Origin of the sequence: Marinobacter sp. bablab_jr008 (genome assembly GCF_016464145.1) — a bacterium.
Lineage (GTDB): Bacteria > Pseudomonadota > Gammaproteobacteria > Pseudomonadales > Oleiphilaceae > Marinobacter > Marinobacter nauticus.
The window spans coordinates 72686-87913 of sequence record NZ_JACDWW010000085.1 but is presented as its reverse complement, the minus strand read 5'-3'; the positions used below and the strand labels follow the sequence as shown (position 1 = coordinate 87913).

Below are 15228 nucleotides of genomic sequence, written 5' to 3'. Positions count from 1 at the left end.
GCTAACGGCCCTCCTCGGTATACCGGATGAGATACTCTTCAATCAACTCTTCCAGCCTGCCCTGCTCCGTCAACTCCAGCAACCTGGCTGCAAAAGCCTCTCGCAAGGCTTTGCTATTGCAGCGGGAAAGTTTCGGAAACGCGAAGAACAGGCCTTCTCTGCTCACAGGGGGCTCCAGCGCCACAAAGTCATTCGACATGCCATACCGGGCCAGCTTCGCCCGCCCCTGCAACAACTCGTACAGTACATAATCGATACGACCGATATCGGCCATCAGGTAGGACTGGTGAATGGAGCGGACGCCGAGGATATCCAGGTGATCGGCGGCAAAGCTGTCGAACCGCTCACCGAAACTGTTGTCGATCAGGGTGCTGCCTTGTTTCCCCTCCAGGTCCGGCCAGTGCCGATACTCAAACATCCTTTGCCGCGGCACCCAGACATTGGTATCGAGGTGCATCATGGGCGGCAGAATATAATCCAGGTAGCCCAATCTTTCTGCCGTGATAAAGGCCCCGGCCACCAGATCGATCTCCCCCAACTCTGCCAACCGCTGTACCCGCGCCCAGGACCCAATATTGCGGACATTGACCTTGATACCCAGGGGCTCCACCAACTCCCGCAGGAAATGAGGAACCGCGCCATTTAAAAGATCCGGCGACTCCACGCTCGGCCATAGGAGAGGCGGATACTCCGGATTACCACTCACTCTCAGCGTTGAACACTCAGACAAAGGGGCAGCTCGCAGACCAAAGGATGCGCATAGCAAAAAGAGCAACGCATACCAGAACTTGTGCGCTTTCGAAGACACCCTGTTACAACGAATTTTCAGCACAGTGAAACCTTCCCGTGAGGAATAACCTCATGGCATTTAGTTAACATCCTCAACTATTTTAAGTATAGCAGGGCGACAGTCCCGGCAAACGATTTTCTTTTGATATTAATCAAGGATGGCGAGCTTATTTCGCAAATCGACGCGCAAGGTCGGAATCAGGGAGCCATCGCTCCCTGTTTTCTTACGAGCGGCGGGTTACCGCCATGGTCAACCTGGAAATGCAGGTCACCTTGCCTTGATCGTTTTCCAGGCGGATTTCCCATACTTGCGTTGCACTGCCGATGTGTATGGCCTTCGCCGTGCCATAGACCCATCCCCCGGTAACAGGCCGAATATGATTGGCATTAATATCCAGCCCCACCGCGACCGTATTTTTATCTTTCAGGCAACAGTTGGCAGCCATGCTGCCCAGCGTTTCCGCCAACACGACGGAGGAACCACCATGCAGGATCCCGAATGGCTGAACCGTGCGCTCATCCACCGGCATCCGGCCTTTCACATAATCGTCACCGATTTCGAGGTATTCAATGCCCATATGACTGACCGCGGTGTTTTTGCTGGCCTCTGTCATTTGCTCAAGATTAGGGGTAACCGTCCAGATCGACATCGTGCAACTCCTCAGATTGAACTTTCGTTTCTTATAGCTGTCAGGAATGAGTCTATACAGGTAGCATGCTTATAACCACGCCTTTATAGAGCATTTTTGCATTATCACCAATCACACCAAGAGAGGGACCTGGAATGAATAAACGTTTTGTTTCCGTTGCGGTGCTTGCGGCCGCGATCTCAACCCCGACCGTGGCCCAGATGAGCGTGGAAGACCAGATCGAAACCCGCCAGGCCGCCTACCAGTTTGCGTCCTGGAACATGGGCAAAATCAAGGCCCCAGACCGTGGATGGCTCCGCAGCGTTTGACCAGAACCAGGTTGCCGCAGCCGCCAAAGCCATTGCAGCCGTGGCCAACTCCGGCATGAGCGTGCTTTACAGCCGTGACAGCGCCAATGACCGGGCCGAGAACACCCGCCTCAAGCCCAGCTTCTTTGAGGAGCCGATGAAGGTTCAGGAAATTGCGGTCAGCTTCGTCCGTGAAGCCAACGCACTGCAGGAACTGGCTGCAGCCGGCGACCAAGCCGCGATTGCACGCCAGTTCGCCAAAGTCGGTGAAACCTGCAAGGCTTGCCACGACAACTCCCGCGCCAAGTAGGCCAAGGGGCTTACCAACCCAGATTCTGGGGCGGTGGCGGCGGTGGCGGAATCAGTCCGCCACTCGCCGCCCAGACCACAGCAACGGCAATCGCCAGTGCAATGATCATTGCCAGCCAGCCACCGCCGCTGGCGTCTTTCAGCTCTGAGCTCTGAACCTGCTTTCGGCCAGTCACCATCGGCTTTACCAGATTATCCTTACGCACGTGGGTGTAAAACAGCACCGCCAGGACATGAAGGGCAACCACGGCGTACAGCCCCCATTCCATGAGACGGTGCCAGCTGCTCAGGGTATCGCTCCAGCCCGACGACACCAGCCGGTAGAGTGGGCCGTTAAAGGCAATTTCATCATTGGAAAATAAACCGGTAACAGCCTGAAAACCGAACAGTCCCAGTAACAACAGCACCGACCAGGCACCAAGGGGATTGTGGCCTGCGCCCTGCCACTGGCCCCTAAGATAACGGATCATCGCCCCTGGCCCCGATATAAACTGACTGAAGCGCGCGTAAGTGGAGCCCACCAGCCCCCAGACCACCCGGAACGCCAGCAAGCCAACAACCGCCAGTCCAAAACGCTCATGCCAGGCCATCCAGCCAGCGCCCAGTTTGACCGTCACCACTGCCCCAACCACAGCAATTACCAGCAACCAGTGGAACAGCCGGGTGGGGAGATCCCACAATCGAATCGTCTTCATACCAGTTCCTTTGCCAAAACCTGTCAAACGATCACAGACAAAGGTAAGCACCCTAAGTTCCTTTTAGCAGGGGAGCATCGGTATAAACCATGGAAATCGATCAATAGGCTTTTTGTTCCTGGTACTTCAGCACAAGGTCTTCCCGAATCCCCTCGCGTTCAATCAATTTCAGGGCTGCCCTTATATCTTCTGCATACCGGCGGGCAGGAGACTGGTTCGAAACCGCAATCCAGGAGCGGTCACCCGGCACGAAGAACGGTGAAATGTTCGCTTCTATACCCTGGGCTCTCAGCGTATACAAACCAACCAGCTCGGGGGCCACCACGACATCAACCCGCCCTCTTTGAAGCATCATCATCAGGTTTTCGTAGTGGGCCGCAGGCTCTTTATTCAGAGCCGGATCATTGTCAAACCGGGTAAAGTAGCGGGCGCCCTCCAGAATACCGATGACTTTTCCCGGCAGGTCACTGTATCGCTCAATACGGTTACTCTCGTTCAGGTAGAAAAACAAGCGCCGCTCCGGCGGAAAAGCCGGAGCCACGAAGGTCATGAATTCTTCCCGTTCTTCGGTACGCAGCGGCCCCAGCATGACATCCACCTCACCCCTGCGCATCAGCAGCAGGATGCGCCGGAATGGCGCCTCCCGGTACTGCACACGCCAGCCTAGCCGGTCGGCAATTTCCTCGAATAGCTCAAGATAAAGACCGGATTTTTGCGACGGCTCGAGAATACGGTAGGGCGGCGAGTGGTCAACGCCAACGGTCACCGTCAGTGGCTCTACTGTTTCAGTGCCCTGTTGTGAAAGAACACCAGGCGCCCAAAGCAGCATCAGAATGCCGGCAAGCACGCCTTTCAAGGCAATCCACCTCATATAAATCCGTCCTGGTCCATGACGTTACATGTGCGATAACTACCCTCGCAGTATAGCCGTTAATGAGCATCCAATATGCCAGTGCCAACGTACTGACGGTTGAAAACCGAGCGATCATCACAATTTGATGTAGTGAGACGAACGAAATACACCCGGACTCCCGACAGGAGGGTCGACTGGTATGAAGATTCTGATGGTACTAACCTCCCACGACCAGATGGGCGACACCGGCCATAAAACCGGTTTCTGGCTGGAAGAATTCACTGCGCCGTTCTACGTATTCAAAGACGCAGGCGCCGACATCACCCTCGCATCCCCTAAAGGCGGCCAGCCACCGGTTGACCCGAACAGCGAGGCTGAAGATGCACTGACCGAGTCCACCCGGCGGTTCAGTGAAGACACCCATGCCCGGGAAATGCTGGCCAGCACCAGAAAACTGGCCGACGTGGACATGAATCAGTACGACGCCATCTTCTACCCCGGTGGCCATGGCCCGCTGTGGGATCTGGCCGAGGACGACAAGTCGATAGCCCTGATCAAAACCGCTTACGAGCAGGACAAGGTGATCGGCGCCGTATGCCATGCTCCTGCCGTGTTCAAGAATGTGTTCATAAAACCGGACCAGAACATCGTGGGCGGCCGTGAAGTCACCGGTTTCAGCAATACCGAAGAAGACGCTGTGCAGCTCACCAATATTGTGCCCTTCCTGCTGGAAGACATGCTCAAGCAGAACAACGCCCGTTACAGCCGGGGCGATGACTGGGCACCGCACATTGTGGTGGACGGCAAGCTGATTACCGGCCAGAACCCGGCGTCTTCCGAAGGCGCTGCCAAGGCTGTGCTGCAGGCGCTGCAGGAAGGCTGACCGTCACATTCTGTCTGTTTCCCTCAAGGTCACAGCAGAGCTCATCCATGCAATTCTGGTTTCCAGGCCCACCTCTGCGCTTTCAGGCGCGAGCGGCCTGGCGAATCTTCTCCGCAACGTTCTGAAGGCGTGACAGGTAGATGTTCATCAGGGTATTGATATCCACCCGTGCGGCGTTGGTACTGACGTTCAGCGCACCGGTGGCCGCTATGCCCTTTGCACCATGTGTGTAGGCGTCGGCCAAGGTATTGCTACCCTCATCGAAAGGGTCTGACCAGAAGTGACCCGGAGTTCACTTCTGGTCAGCAGTGGTCAGAAGTGAATCACAGTCCGGATGCTCTTACCCTCGTGCATCAGGTCAAACGCCTTGTTGATGTCTTCCAGCTTCATCTCGTGGGTGATGAACACATCCAGCGGGATCTCACCTTTCTCGGCTTTTTCCACGTAAGACGGCAGCTCGGTGCGGCCTTTCACGCCACCGAAGGCGGAACCGCGCCAGACCCGGCCGGTCACCAACTGGAACGGGCGGGCACTGATTTCTTCACCGGCACCGGCCACACCGATGATGGTGCTTTCACCCCATCCCTTGTGACAGGCTTCCAGCGCCGCACGCATCAGCTTCACGCTGCCCACACACTCGAAGGTATAGTCGGCGCCACCATCGGTCATCTCGATGATGACTTCCTGGAGCGGCTTGTCGTAGTCGTTGGGGTTGACCACATCGGTGGCGCCCAACTGCTTGGCGATGTCGAACTTGCCAGGGTTGATATCAATCGCAATGATGCGCCCGGCCTTGGCCATAGTCGCGCCGATGATGGCTGCCAGGCCGATGCCGCCCAGGCCAAAGATGGCGACCGTGGCGCCTTCTTCAACCTTGGCAGTGTTAAGCACCGCGCCAATCCCGGTGGTTACACCACAGCCCAGCAGGCACACCTTGTCGAGCGGGGCTTCCTTAGGGATTTTGGCCAGGGAGATTTCCGGCAGTACGGTGTACTCTGAAAACGTGGAACAGCCCATGTAGTGATACAGCGGCTGGCCCTTGTAGGAGAACCGGGAGGTGCCGTCTGGCATCACACCCTTGCCCTGGGTTTCGCGCACCGCGCCACACAGGTTGGTCTTGCCGGAGGTGCAGAACTTGCATTTACCGCATTCGGCGGTGTACAGCGGGATCACGTGGTCACCCACTTCCAGGCCGGTCACACCCGGCCCTACAGCTTCAACAATGCCGCCGCCCTCGTGGCCGAGAATGGTCGGAAACAGGCCTTCGGGGTCGGCGCCGGACAGAGTGTAGGCATCGGTATGGCACACGCCTGTGGCCACGATCTTCACCAGTACTTCGCCTTCTTTGGGCGGCGCCACATCCACTTCCACAATTTCCAGCGGTTTGTTGGCCTCAAACGCCACAGCTGCGCGGGATTTGATCACGTTCAGTCTCCTGTTGTCCGGTTCGGTCGGCCAGCGCCGACATTGATACAGTTCACAACTCTAGCACGCCCCGGTCTTCCGGGCCTTACCGTCCGATGTCATCAATGGCGGCCAGCACCGCCCTGGCGCCATCGCGGATTTCGGCGATCACCGCCTCGGCATCCTCGGATTGCCGGCGCCCTTCGACCGCCACAGCCAGAACCTCGGCAATCTGGGTTTCCACGCCACCAGACAGCTCCAGAATGGTGTGAATCACATCAGCGATTTCATCGGTGGCTGTGCCGGTTCTGGCCGCCAGCTTGCGTACTTCGTCGGCCACCACGGCAAAGCCCCGGCCATGTTCTCCGGCGCGGGCGGCCTCGATGGCCGCATTCAACGCCAGCAGGTTGGTCTGATCCGCGACGCCGGCAATGGTATCGACCATTTTCTCGATGCTTTGCGACCGTTCGTTCAGATCAGCAATCAGAGCCCGGGCTTTGTCGACGCCCGCTTCAATGCGTTCGGCAGTGGTTTTGGACTGGCGCAGGGCCTCATCCGCCTTGCCGATAATATTCGCGGTCTGGGTGGCGGTGGATGATGCAATCGCTGCCGCATCCTGGGTCTGCAGTGATTTTTCCACCCGTTCGGTAATGTCACTGGCAAACTTGATCACTTTAGTGACACGGCCACGCTCGTCCAGTATCGGGTTATAGCTGGCTTCGAGCCACAGGTCGCTGCCGTCTGAGCGCAGGCGATGAAAACGGCCACTGCGGAACTGGCCACTGGCAAGACCCTTCCAGAAATCGGGATTATCCCGGTAAAAGCCCGGATCACAGAACATCCGGTGGTGTTTGCCCTCAACCTGGCTCAACCGGTAACCAGTCGCGGCAAGGAAATTGGCATTGGCGGTAATGATGGTGCCGTCCGGCTCGAACTCGATGATTGCCATGGAGCGGTCAACGGACTCAAAGACCGCTTGCTGGTCCCGCAGGCGCTCCTGTTTCGCGGTGACATCCGAGGCAATTTTCATCACTCGCTGCACCCGGCCATCGTTCCCATAAACCGGGAAGTAGGTTGCCTCCAGCCAGAGTTTGCCGCCATCCTTGCGCCGGCGCGGGAAGGTATCGGTCTGTGCCTGGCCAGCCCGGATTGCATCCCAGAACCTCCGGTAATCGGCCGAGTTTGCCACTTCACGATCACAGAACAGGCTGTGGTGCTTCCCCACCACCTCATCCCGGTGGTAGCCCACCACGTCAAGGAACAGATCGTTTACATCCACGATCAGCCCGTCCGTGGTAAATTCAATCGTCGCCACCGCGTGGCGGATAGCACTGTACACAGCCTGGCATTGGCTGGCACGGGCCTGGCAATCGGCCATGTCTTGCTTTTGCTTTCGGGTCAGAAACATCGTCGTTTTACTCTTACATTGATCGGTAACCACTGACATCCTGTTCCGTGGGTAGCGTTATATCGGCGCCCCGAGGTATTCCTTCATCGTGTTTTCAGATCCTTTTCGAATCAGCAGGCGTACCACTAAACGGTTTACTATCTAACGAAGAGGTGTATACGTTGCATACCCTTTACTGGTTTACCCGCGACCTTCGATTGCATGACAACCCGGCCTTGCTGGCCGCAGCCCGTTCAGACATGTTGTTGTGTGTCTTTGTAGTAGACCCGCGCTGGTTTACCGGTGACCGGTTGCAGTGCCGTGCCCTGGGTGATCATCGTTGGCGCTTCCTGTGGCAAAGCTTGATGGCACTGGAACGTAGCCTGCGGCCTCTGGGGCAACGAATGCATATCGCCTGGGGCGAACCGGAAATCGTTCTGCCAGAGCTGGCCCGTGAGCACGGCGTGCAGCGTTTGATTCGCTCACGCCTACCCGGCACCGAAGAAGCCGCGCAGTGGCAGGCCCTCAAAACCCGCCTGCCGGAAGTGACGTTTCAGCAGTTCGAAACCCTGGGCATGTTTGCGGAAGGCCAGCTTCCCATGGAACTGGCAGAGCTGCCCGATACCTTCTCGCAATTCCGCAAGCAGGTGGAGAAAGCTGAGCAACCGGACCACACCCTCAGGATTCGAACCGTCAGCGCACTGCCACCACCCCCGGGATTCCCCGAAGATAACCGGGGCCTGTGCCCGCCGATACCGGAACCGATACATCGGTCACCATTCACCGGCGGTGAGGAAGCCGGCCTGGCACAGCTGCAAGCCTTCGTATTCGGACAACATCGCATTGCCAACTACAAGGAAACCCGCAATGCGCTGGACGACTGGGGCTCATCCTCCAAGTTCTCCCCCTGGCTGGCGAACGGCTGCCTGTCAGTGCGGGAGGTGGTTGCCGCCATCGAACAATACGAACGTCAGCACACCCGTAACGATTCGACCTACTGGCTCTGGTTTGAGCTGCTCTGGCGCGAGTATTTCTTCTGGTATGCCCTTAAACACGGGGGGCGGTTGTTTAGCCGCGATGGCGTGCAACGTAAACGCCGCCCGGTGACCTTCTATGGCCATCGATTCAAGGCCTGGTGCGAGGGCAATACCCAGTATTCGATAGTCAACGCGGCCATGAATCAGTTACGGGAAACCGGCTACATCAGTAATCGCGCACGCCAACTGGTGGCCAGCTGCCTGATCAATGAACTGGAACTGGACTGGCGTTACGGTGCTGCCTGGTTCGAACAGCAACTGGTGGATTACGACGTGGCCAGTAACTACGGAAACTGGCAGTATCTGGCCGGCGTCGGCGCCGATCCCCGCGGGCTTCGGCAGTTCAATCTGGACAAGCAGGCGCAACAGTACGATCCTGAGGGAGCCTTCGTACATCGTTGGCAGGGAGAGGCTCAACAACCAGTGGGCCTGCATACCGTAGACGCAGCAGACTGGCCAATATCATGACAATACCTGTTAGCCAACCAGAGAGAGTACTGGCCCGGATTCTGGATACCAGCCAGCCAGACACCCTTCTGTATTGCGGCGACACCGCCAGCCGGGTCAGCGAGGTGTGGCACGGGCAACGGAAAGCCGTTCGCTTGCTGGCGCTGGACACCGCGGACCCGAACGCCCGACTGCCACTGGATTCCGTGCCCGACCTGGCCATCATCACAGACACTCTGGAACACCTCCCCTACGAAGAAGGGGCGCTTTTACTGGGCCAGTTACGCAACTATGGCACCCACCAGATTGCGGTACTGGTGCCCCAAACCACAGACTGGGGTTTTACCGACTTCATCGCCCTGGGCTTTCAGCGTCACGCCGATATCGAAAGCGAGAACGGCGCACTCACGCTCTATACCTACAATCTGGATACTTACAATCATAAACGGGCCTGGAACAATCCCGATAACTGGGCCAATCCGGAAATGTGGGGAAAAGCGTGGTGGTAGATACAAATTCGAAATCCTTGAAGCCCAGTACAATCCGAATCGGTACCCGTTACCGCGCGAGCCGGCTCGATGGGCCCTATGATGCGATAGTGATCGGCTCCGGTATCGGCGGTCTGACCACTGCCGCCTGCCTGTCCAAAGCCGGCTACAAAGTACTGGTGTTGGAACAGCATTACACCGCCGGTGGCTACACCCACAGCTACGCCCGTAATGGCTACGAGTGGGATGTGGGCGTGCACTACATAGGCGACATGGGCGCGCGCCACACCCTCGGCCGCCGGCTGTTCGATTACATCACCGATGGCAAGCTCGAATGGGCTCCGATGGATGAGAACTACGACCGGTTCTTTCTGGGCGACAAAGTGGTCAACCTCAGGGCCGGCAAGGAAGGCCTGAGGCACTCGCTACTGGCGTCCTTCCCGGACGAAGAAGAGGCCATCGACCGTTACCTGGCTCTGCTCGGAAAAGTGGCCGATGGCATGCAATGGTATACCCTGTCCAAACTCTCGCCCGCGCTGGCTGCGCCACTGGTTTCCAGAGGGTTGAAAACGGTACTGCCGGACTGTTTCAACCGCACCACCTATGACGTATTGCGGGAACTCACCGCCAACGAAGAGCTGATTGGCGCCATTACCGGTCAGTGGGGCGATTGCGGGGTGACCCCGAAACAGTCGAGCTTCATGGTGCACGCGCTCATTGCCAAACATTACCTGTACGGTGGTTTCTACCCGGTGGGCGGTGCCTCGGAAATTGCCAAAACCATCATCCCGGTGATTCAGTCCGGCGGTGGTGACGTGCTCACCTACGCCGACGTGAGAGAGGTCCTGGTCGAAAAGGGCAAAGCCGTGGGTGTGCGCATGGCCGATGGCCATGATATCCGGTCACCGCTGGTGATCAGCAACGCCGGTGTGATCAATACTTTCGAACGGCTTTTACCCGAGTCTGTCGCAGACAGCATTGGCTATCCTGGCAGCCGGGAACACATCAAACCCTCAATGCCCCATATCGGCCTGTATATAGGCCTGAAAGGCACGCCCGACCAGCTCGGCTTGCCGCGCACCAACTTCTGGATTTATCCGAGCGCCGACCACGATGGCAACGTGGAGCAATTCCTGAAAGATCCCCGGAACACCTCTTTCCCGGTAGTCTACATCTCGTTCCCGGCAGCCAAAGACCCGGACTACCAGAACCGCTGGCCCGGAACCTCCACCATCGAGATTGTGGCGCCCACCACCTGGGAAATGTTCGAGCCGTGGCAGGGCTCCACCTGGGGCAAACGGGGCGAGGATTATGAGGCTCTGAAGGCTCGGATCACCGAGCAGCTTCTGGAAGTCATGTACGAAAAACTGCCCCAGCTTCGAGGTAAAGTAGACTATGTGGAAACCTCCACACCACTGTCGACCGCCTGGTTCTGCCGCTATGAGCAGGGTGAGCTGTACGGGCTGGACCACACGCCAGAACGTTTCGAGCAACGCTGGCTGAGGCCGAAAACCGACATCCCCGGACTGTACCTGACCGGGCAGGATATTCTTACCTGTGGCGTGGTCGGGGCAATGATCGGCGGGCTGGTTACAACCCTGGCCGTTCGCGGCCTGAAAGGCGCGGGGTTGGCCAAGCGCATTTTCGTGGGTTAAGCGTGGCCAGAGCACTGTGTACCCGCTGCGGCCTGCACCCGAACACCTGCGTATGCGAGGTTTGCGAGCAGGTCGACAACCGCCATCGCGTCATCATTTTGCAGCACCCGTCAGAAGTCGGTCACAGCAAGGGTACTGTGCGAGTACTTCAGCAGTGTCTGACCCGGCTGGAGGTACTGGTCGGCGAGAGCCCTGAGTCGTTTTCCGGTCAAGGCTTGGAGCGCCTGTTAACCGGAACCCGCACCGGACTGCTGTTTCCATGTGCTGACAGTCAGCCCGTGGAGAGCAACGCGCCAGCCCAGATCGACCAGTGGCTGGTTCTGGACGGCACCTGGCGTAAAGCCGCTAAAATCCTGCACCTGAACCCGCAGTTCCGGCAGTTGCCCTGCTTTCATTTCGCTGAGCCACCAGCTTCACATTACCGTATCCGAAAGGCACCAAAGGCCGGGCAACTCTCAACCGCAGAAGCCGTCGCCTACCTTTTTACATTGACCGAACCGGCCACAGATACCGAGCCATTACTCAGAGCTCAGGACGTACTGATTCGAAAACGGCTGGCCTTCGTTCCGGACCACCACAAAACCAAAGACCATGAAGCGCCCGATCCTGAACTCCCAGGAAGTCTCACGAATTATTGAAATGGCCTGGGAAGGTGACGAACCTGCACGATTTCGTTATGTTGAGGCAATCGCTGAGCAAAGTGGTGACAATGTATGGCATGGATCTCAGATAAAACAGCGGCAAACGAGTTGAGAGAGCAAAGTGCCAAGGTTCACAGAGGCGACCTTGAGGCCCTGCTTGAACGACAAAAAGCCGTTGAAGAGAAAGTCAAAAACAGCGGCAGGCTGAATCGTTTCTCTACCGATATCAAGCTGATGTTCTCGCTGATTCGCGATTACTGGTACGGCCACTACCGGGCCATACCCTGGAAGTCCATCGCTGCGGTAGCCGGAGCGTTGCTGTACGTGCTGAATCCGCTGGACCTGATTCCGGATCTGATCTTCGGCTTCGGCCTGGTTGATGATGCCGGTGTGGTTGCCTTGTGCCTTAAACTGGTCGAATCCGATCTGCACCGCTACGCTGCATGGAAGGAGCTTCACTCATCATAGGATGAGGGACCAACCGGGCATTGATTAATAATCAACCAGGGAGTATTCTCCCGCCCCCTTAATCGTCACCTGCACAGTTCTGGAGTTACTGTGGATTTCGCCACCCTTATCGGCCTCATCGGCGCCATTCTTCTGATTTCTTCGGCCATTATCCTGGGCGCATCGCCAGGCATGTTCATCAATCCGCCATCCCTGCTGATTGTGATCGGCGGTACCTTGCTGGTGGTTCTGGCCAAATTCAGTCTTGCCCAGTTTTTTGATGCCTTCAAGGTGGCAGCCCGAGCGTTCAAATTCAAACTGCCCGAAACTCAGGCCAGCATCGAAGAACTGGTGGAGATTGCCAGCATCGCTCGAAAAGAGGGCGTTCTTGGTATCGAAGGGAGGGAGGTCAGCAGCCCTTTCCTGGGCCAGGGTATTCAGATGCTGGTGGATGGACAGGACGGCAACACCATCAAGCAGCTCCTCAACAAGGAACGCCTGATGACACTGGAACACAACCGGTCGGGCGCGAAAGTGTTCACCGCCATGGCAGATGTGGCTCCGGCCATGGGTATGATTGGCACGCTGATTGGCCTGGTGCAGATGCTGTCCAACATGGAAGATCCCAAGTCCATCGGGCCGGCCATGGCCGTAGCCCTGCTGACCACGCTCTACGGCGCCATGATCGCCACCATGATCGCTACCCCCATTGCCGACAAGCTGTCCCTGCGCATGACGGAGGAGGCCCGCATGCAATCGCTCTATATTGATGCCCTCGTCGCCATCCAGGAAGGCACCAACCCGCGCATTATCGAGCAGATGCTGTCCAGCTATCTTTCGCCCAAAGAGCGGGCCAGAAACGGCGATGCGGAAACGGCAGGCGGTTAAACATGGATGATTTGCCAGAAGAGGAAAAGCCCGGGATTCCTGCGTGGGTTGTCACATTTGCCGACCTGATGTCGCTGCTGATGTGCTTTTTCGTATTGCTCCTGTCGTTTTCGGAAATCGACGCCCAGAAGTTCAAACAGATCGCCGGTGAACTCTCCAAGGCCTTCGGAGTGCAGCGGGAAGTGCCTGCGCTTGAGATCCCTCAGGGCACCAGCCCGATCTTCGACAAGTTTTCGCCGGCGCCGCCAGAGCCCACGGTGGTCAATGAAGTCAAACAGACCACCACCGACGTACAGCCCGAAATCCAGACTCTGAAAAGCCCCGAAGAGAAAGCCATTGAGGAATCCATCCAGGAACAGATGGACGCCAACATGGCCCGGATTCTTGAAGTGCTGGAACCGGCGATTATGGATGGCCGGATCAACGTCTCGGAAGATCAGCGCCGCATCATCATTCGCATTGAGGAGAAGGGCTCGTTTGCCTCAGGTTCAGCCCAACTGACCTGGGAATTCGAAGGCCTGCTTCTGGATATGGCGGAGGTTCTGGCCGACATGCCCGGCGACCTCGCCATTGAAGGCCATACCGATAACGTGCCCATCCGCACCGAACGTTTCTACAGTAACTGGGACCTGTCCGCAGCCCGTGCCGCCGCGGTGGCTAATGTTCTGCTGGCTCGGGAGCAGGTGACCCCGGATCGCATCCGGGTGACCGGTCTGGCCGACACCGAACCACGGGTACCCAACACCTCGCCGGAAAACCGAGCCAAGAACCGGCGGGTTGAAATCGTTATCGATCTGTCAGAGCCCATGGAAGAGCAGGAACTGCGCCTTCGCGAGCTGATTCGTTCCGAAAGCGAGTCGCAGGAAGCCATTATTGGCATTGAGCCCGGTCGGGAAACGCCCAGCGAGATTACCTGGTAGTAAAACCTTGCCTCGCGCCCTATCCAGATTGGTGCACAAGCCCTTGATGCGCACGCCTCTGGTGCACTTTGACGCAGATAAATACCTCCCTCGGCGCCCTCAGGTTCTCCAACCCCCCTGCAGTACTTGATATGCATTGTTTTGGAACAGCACTTGCTTAAGTCGCACCCCAACAATGCACAACGGCTCATCAGAAGCCGCGTAATCAAAACACTCAGGAGAAAAACCCGTGGATATCACGAGTGCCGTACACACCCTGACCGAGAGCGCCAACACGCTCTTCATTCTGATTGGCGCCATTATGGTGCTGGCCATGCACGCCGGCTTTGCGTTCCTGGAAGTGGGCACTGTTCGCCATAAAAATCAGGTCAATGCCCTGGTTAAAATCATGACCGACTTCGGCATATCCGCAGTCGCCTATTTTTTCATCGGCTACTACATCGCCTATGGCGGGCACTTTCTCAATGGCGCCGCCGAACTCACCTCCGCCAACGGCTATGAACTGGTCAAATTTTTCTTCCTGATGACCTTCGCCGCGGCCATTCCGGCGATCGTTTCCGGCGGCATCGCAGAGCGTGCCCGCTTCTACCCCATGCTGATTGCCTCGGGCCTGATCGTGGCCTTCGTCTATCCTTTCTTTGAGGGCCTGATCTGGAATGGGAACTTTGGTTTCCAGGCCTGGCTGGAGAACCAGTTTGGTGCGTCCTTCCATGATTTCGCCGGCTCCGTTGTGGTGCATGCTGTCGGTGGCTGGATTGCTCTCGCTGCGGTGCTGCTGCTCGGCGCCCGCACCGGTCGCTATCGCAACGGTCGGGTCGTGGCCTTTGCCCCTTCCAACATTCCGTTTCTCGCCCTCGGCGCCTGGATTCTGACCGTGGGCTGGTTTGGCTTTAACGTCATGTCGGCCCAGACTCTGGACGGCATCAGTGGCCTGGTTGCGGTCAACAGTCTGATGGCCATGGTGGGGGGTATTCTGGTTTCCATGCTGCTCGGCCGCAAAGACCCTGGCTTCATTCACAACGGTCCGCTGGCCGGACTGGTGGCGGTGTGCGCCGGCTCAGACCTTATGCACCCCGTCGGCGCCCTGATTACCGGGGGCGTGGCCGGTGCCATCTTTGTCTATCTGTTCGAGTGGGCACAGGCGAAAATCGAGCGGCTGGATGATGTTCTGGGTGTCTGGCCCTTACATGGCGTATGCGGTGTCTGGGGCGCCATTGCCTGCGGTATCTTCGGCCAGGAAACGCTCGGGGGCCTGGGTGGCGTCAGCCTGATGTCGCAGATTATTGGCTCGGTGGCCGGTGTGATCGTGGCCTTTGCCGGCGGGCTCATCGTTTACGGTGCCATCAAAACCATTAGCGGTCTGAGACTGACAGAGGAAGAAGAGTTCAATGGTGCCGACCTCAGCATTCACCGTATCGGTGCCAATGCCGTTGAGTGAGTTTCCGGGC

15 protein-coding genes and 3 pseudogenes are annotated in these 15228 nt (G+C 57.5%); 10 read left to right on the top strand and 8 right to left on the bottom strand.

Annotated features, from left to right (window positions below; all coding sequences use genetic code 11):
* Position 1: 1 nt before the first annotated feature.
* Positions 2 to 730 (bottom strand): substrate-binding periplasmic protein, encoded by a 729-nt coding sequence (locus JIF53_RS17370; RefSeq protein WP_228285609.1) that lies wholly within the window; start codon positions 728 to 730, stop codon positions 2 to 4.
* A 283-nt stretch (positions 731 to 1013) separates the two neighbouring features.
* Positions 1014 to 1439 carry a hotdog fold thioesterase gene (locus JIF53_RS17365; protein WP_014420257.1) on the bottom strand — a complete coding sequence of 142 codons (426 nt, stop codon included), beginning with the start codon at positions 1437 to 1439 and terminating at the stop codon, positions 1014 to 1016.
* Between the two features lie 134 nt (positions 1440 to 1573).
* On the opposite strand from JIF53_RS17365, the pseudogene JIF53_RS17360 reads away from it, so the two are divergent.
* Positions 1574 to 2036 (top strand): annotated as a pseudogene (locus JIF53_RS17360) (c-type cytochrome).
* Positions 2037 to 2046: 10 nt separating this feature from the next.
* Here JIF53_RS17360 and JIF53_RS17355 read toward each other — a convergent pair.
* Positions 2047 to 2730: a cytochrome b/b6 domain-containing protein gene (locus JIF53_RS17355; protein WP_023007751.1), complete on the bottom strand. Its 684-nt coding sequence runs from the start codon at positions 2728 to 2730 to the stop codon at positions 2047 to 2049.
* A 100-nt stretch (positions 2731 to 2830) separates the two neighbouring features.
* The gene (locus JIF53_RS17350) at positions 2831 to 3601 is read right to left on the bottom strand and encodes a substrate-binding periplasmic protein (RefSeq protein ID WP_199453632.1); all 771 of its coding nucleotides are present in this window, start codon (positions 3599 to 3601) and stop codon (positions 2831 to 2833) included.
* A 181-nt stretch (positions 3602 to 3782) separates the two neighbouring features.
* Between JIF53_RS17350 and JIF53_RS17345 the strand changes: the two genes are divergently transcribed.
* Entirely contained in the window at positions 3783 to 4466 is a 684-nt protein-coding gene (locus JIF53_RS17345) for a type 1 glutamine amidotransferase domain-containing protein (RefSeq protein ID WP_022993363.1), read from the top strand.
* 82 nt (positions 4467 to 4548) lie between these two features.
* Here JIF53_RS17345 and JIF53_RS19685 read toward each other — a convergent pair whose 3' ends face one another.
* The 4 genes and pseudogenes from JIF53_RS19685 to JIF53_RS19810 all read right to left on the bottom strand — a co-directional run.
* Entirely contained in the window at positions 4549 to 4710 is a 162-nt protein-coding gene (locus JIF53_RS19685) for a hypothetical protein (protein ID WP_022993364.1), read from the bottom strand.
* A 68-nt stretch (positions 4711 to 4778) separates the two neighbouring features.
* Complete coding sequence (locus JIF53_RS17335) at positions 4779 to 5891, bottom strand: S-(hydroxymethyl)glutathione dehydrogenase/class III alcohol dehydrogenase (protein ID WP_022993365.1); 1113 nt, start codon at positions 5889 to 5891, stop codon at positions 4779 to 4781.
* An 85-nt stretch (positions 5892 to 5976) separates the two neighbouring features.
* Positions 5977 to 6357 (bottom strand): annotated as a pseudogene (locus JIF53_RS19815) (methyl-accepting chemotaxis protein); the annotation flags it as partial.
* 159 nt (positions 6358 to 6516) lie between these two features.
* A pseudogene (locus JIF53_RS19810) lies at positions 6517 to 7248 on the bottom strand (PAS domain-containing protein); the annotation flags it as partial.
* A 191-nt stretch (positions 7249 to 7439) separates the two neighbouring features.
* On the opposite strand from JIF53_RS19810, the gene JIF53_RS17325 reads away from it, so the two are divergent.
* The 8 genes from JIF53_RS17325 (at position 7440) to JIF53_RS17290 (ending at position 15218) form a co-directional block, all read left to right on the top strand.
* Positions 7440 to 8762, top strand: coding sequence for a DASH family cryptochrome (locus JIF53_RS17325; protein ID WP_199453630.1), 1323 nt, complete (start codon positions 7440 to 7442; stop codon positions 8760 to 8762).
* On the top strand, positions 8759 to 9250 hold the full coding sequence (locus tag JIF53_RS17320; protein WP_121208163.1) for a DUF6231 family protein: 492 nt from the start codon (positions 8759 to 8761) through the stop codon (positions 9248 to 9250). Before JIF53_RS17325 ends, JIF53_RS17320 begins: the two co-directional genes overlap by 4 nt.
* Entirely contained in the window at positions 9241 to 10884 is a 1644-nt protein-coding gene (locus tag JIF53_RS17315; protein WP_303293497.1) for a phytoene desaturase family protein, read from the top strand. The genes JIF53_RS17320 and JIF53_RS17315 overlap by 10 nt, the downstream gene beginning before the upstream one ends.
* A gap of 2 nt (positions 10885 to 10886) precedes the next feature.
* Positions 10887 to 11522: a tRNA-uridine aminocarboxypropyltransferase gene (locus tag JIF53_RS17310; RefSeq protein WP_199453626.1), complete on the top strand. Its 636-nt coding sequence runs from the start codon at positions 10887 to 10889 to the stop codon at positions 11520 to 11522.
* Positions 11523 to 11597: 75 nt separating this feature from the next.
* Positions 11598 to 11993, top strand: a complete 396-nt coding sequence (locus JIF53_RS17305; protein ID WP_141066799.1) for a YkvA family protein — start codon at positions 11598 to 11600, stop codon at positions 11991 to 11993.
* 90 nt (positions 11994 to 12083) lie between these two features.
* Positions 12084 to 12860 carry a flagellar motor protein PomA gene (pomA, locus tag JIF53_RS17300; protein ID WP_199453624.1) on the top strand — a complete coding sequence of 259 codons (777 nt, stop codon included), beginning with the start codon at positions 12084 to 12086 and terminating at the stop codon, positions 12858 to 12860.
* Positions 12861 to 12862: 2 nt separating this feature from the next.
* Entirely contained in the window at positions 12863 to 13780 is a 918-nt protein-coding gene (locus JIF53_RS17295; protein WP_199453622.1) for a flagellar motor protein MotB, read from the top strand.
* Between the two features lie 229 nt (positions 13781 to 14009).
* Positions 14010 to 15218, top strand: coding sequence for an ammonium transporter (locus JIF53_RS17290; protein WP_199453620.1), 1209 nt, complete (start codon positions 14010 to 14012; stop codon positions 15216 to 15218).
* Positions 15219 to 15228: the final 10 nt, after the last annotated feature.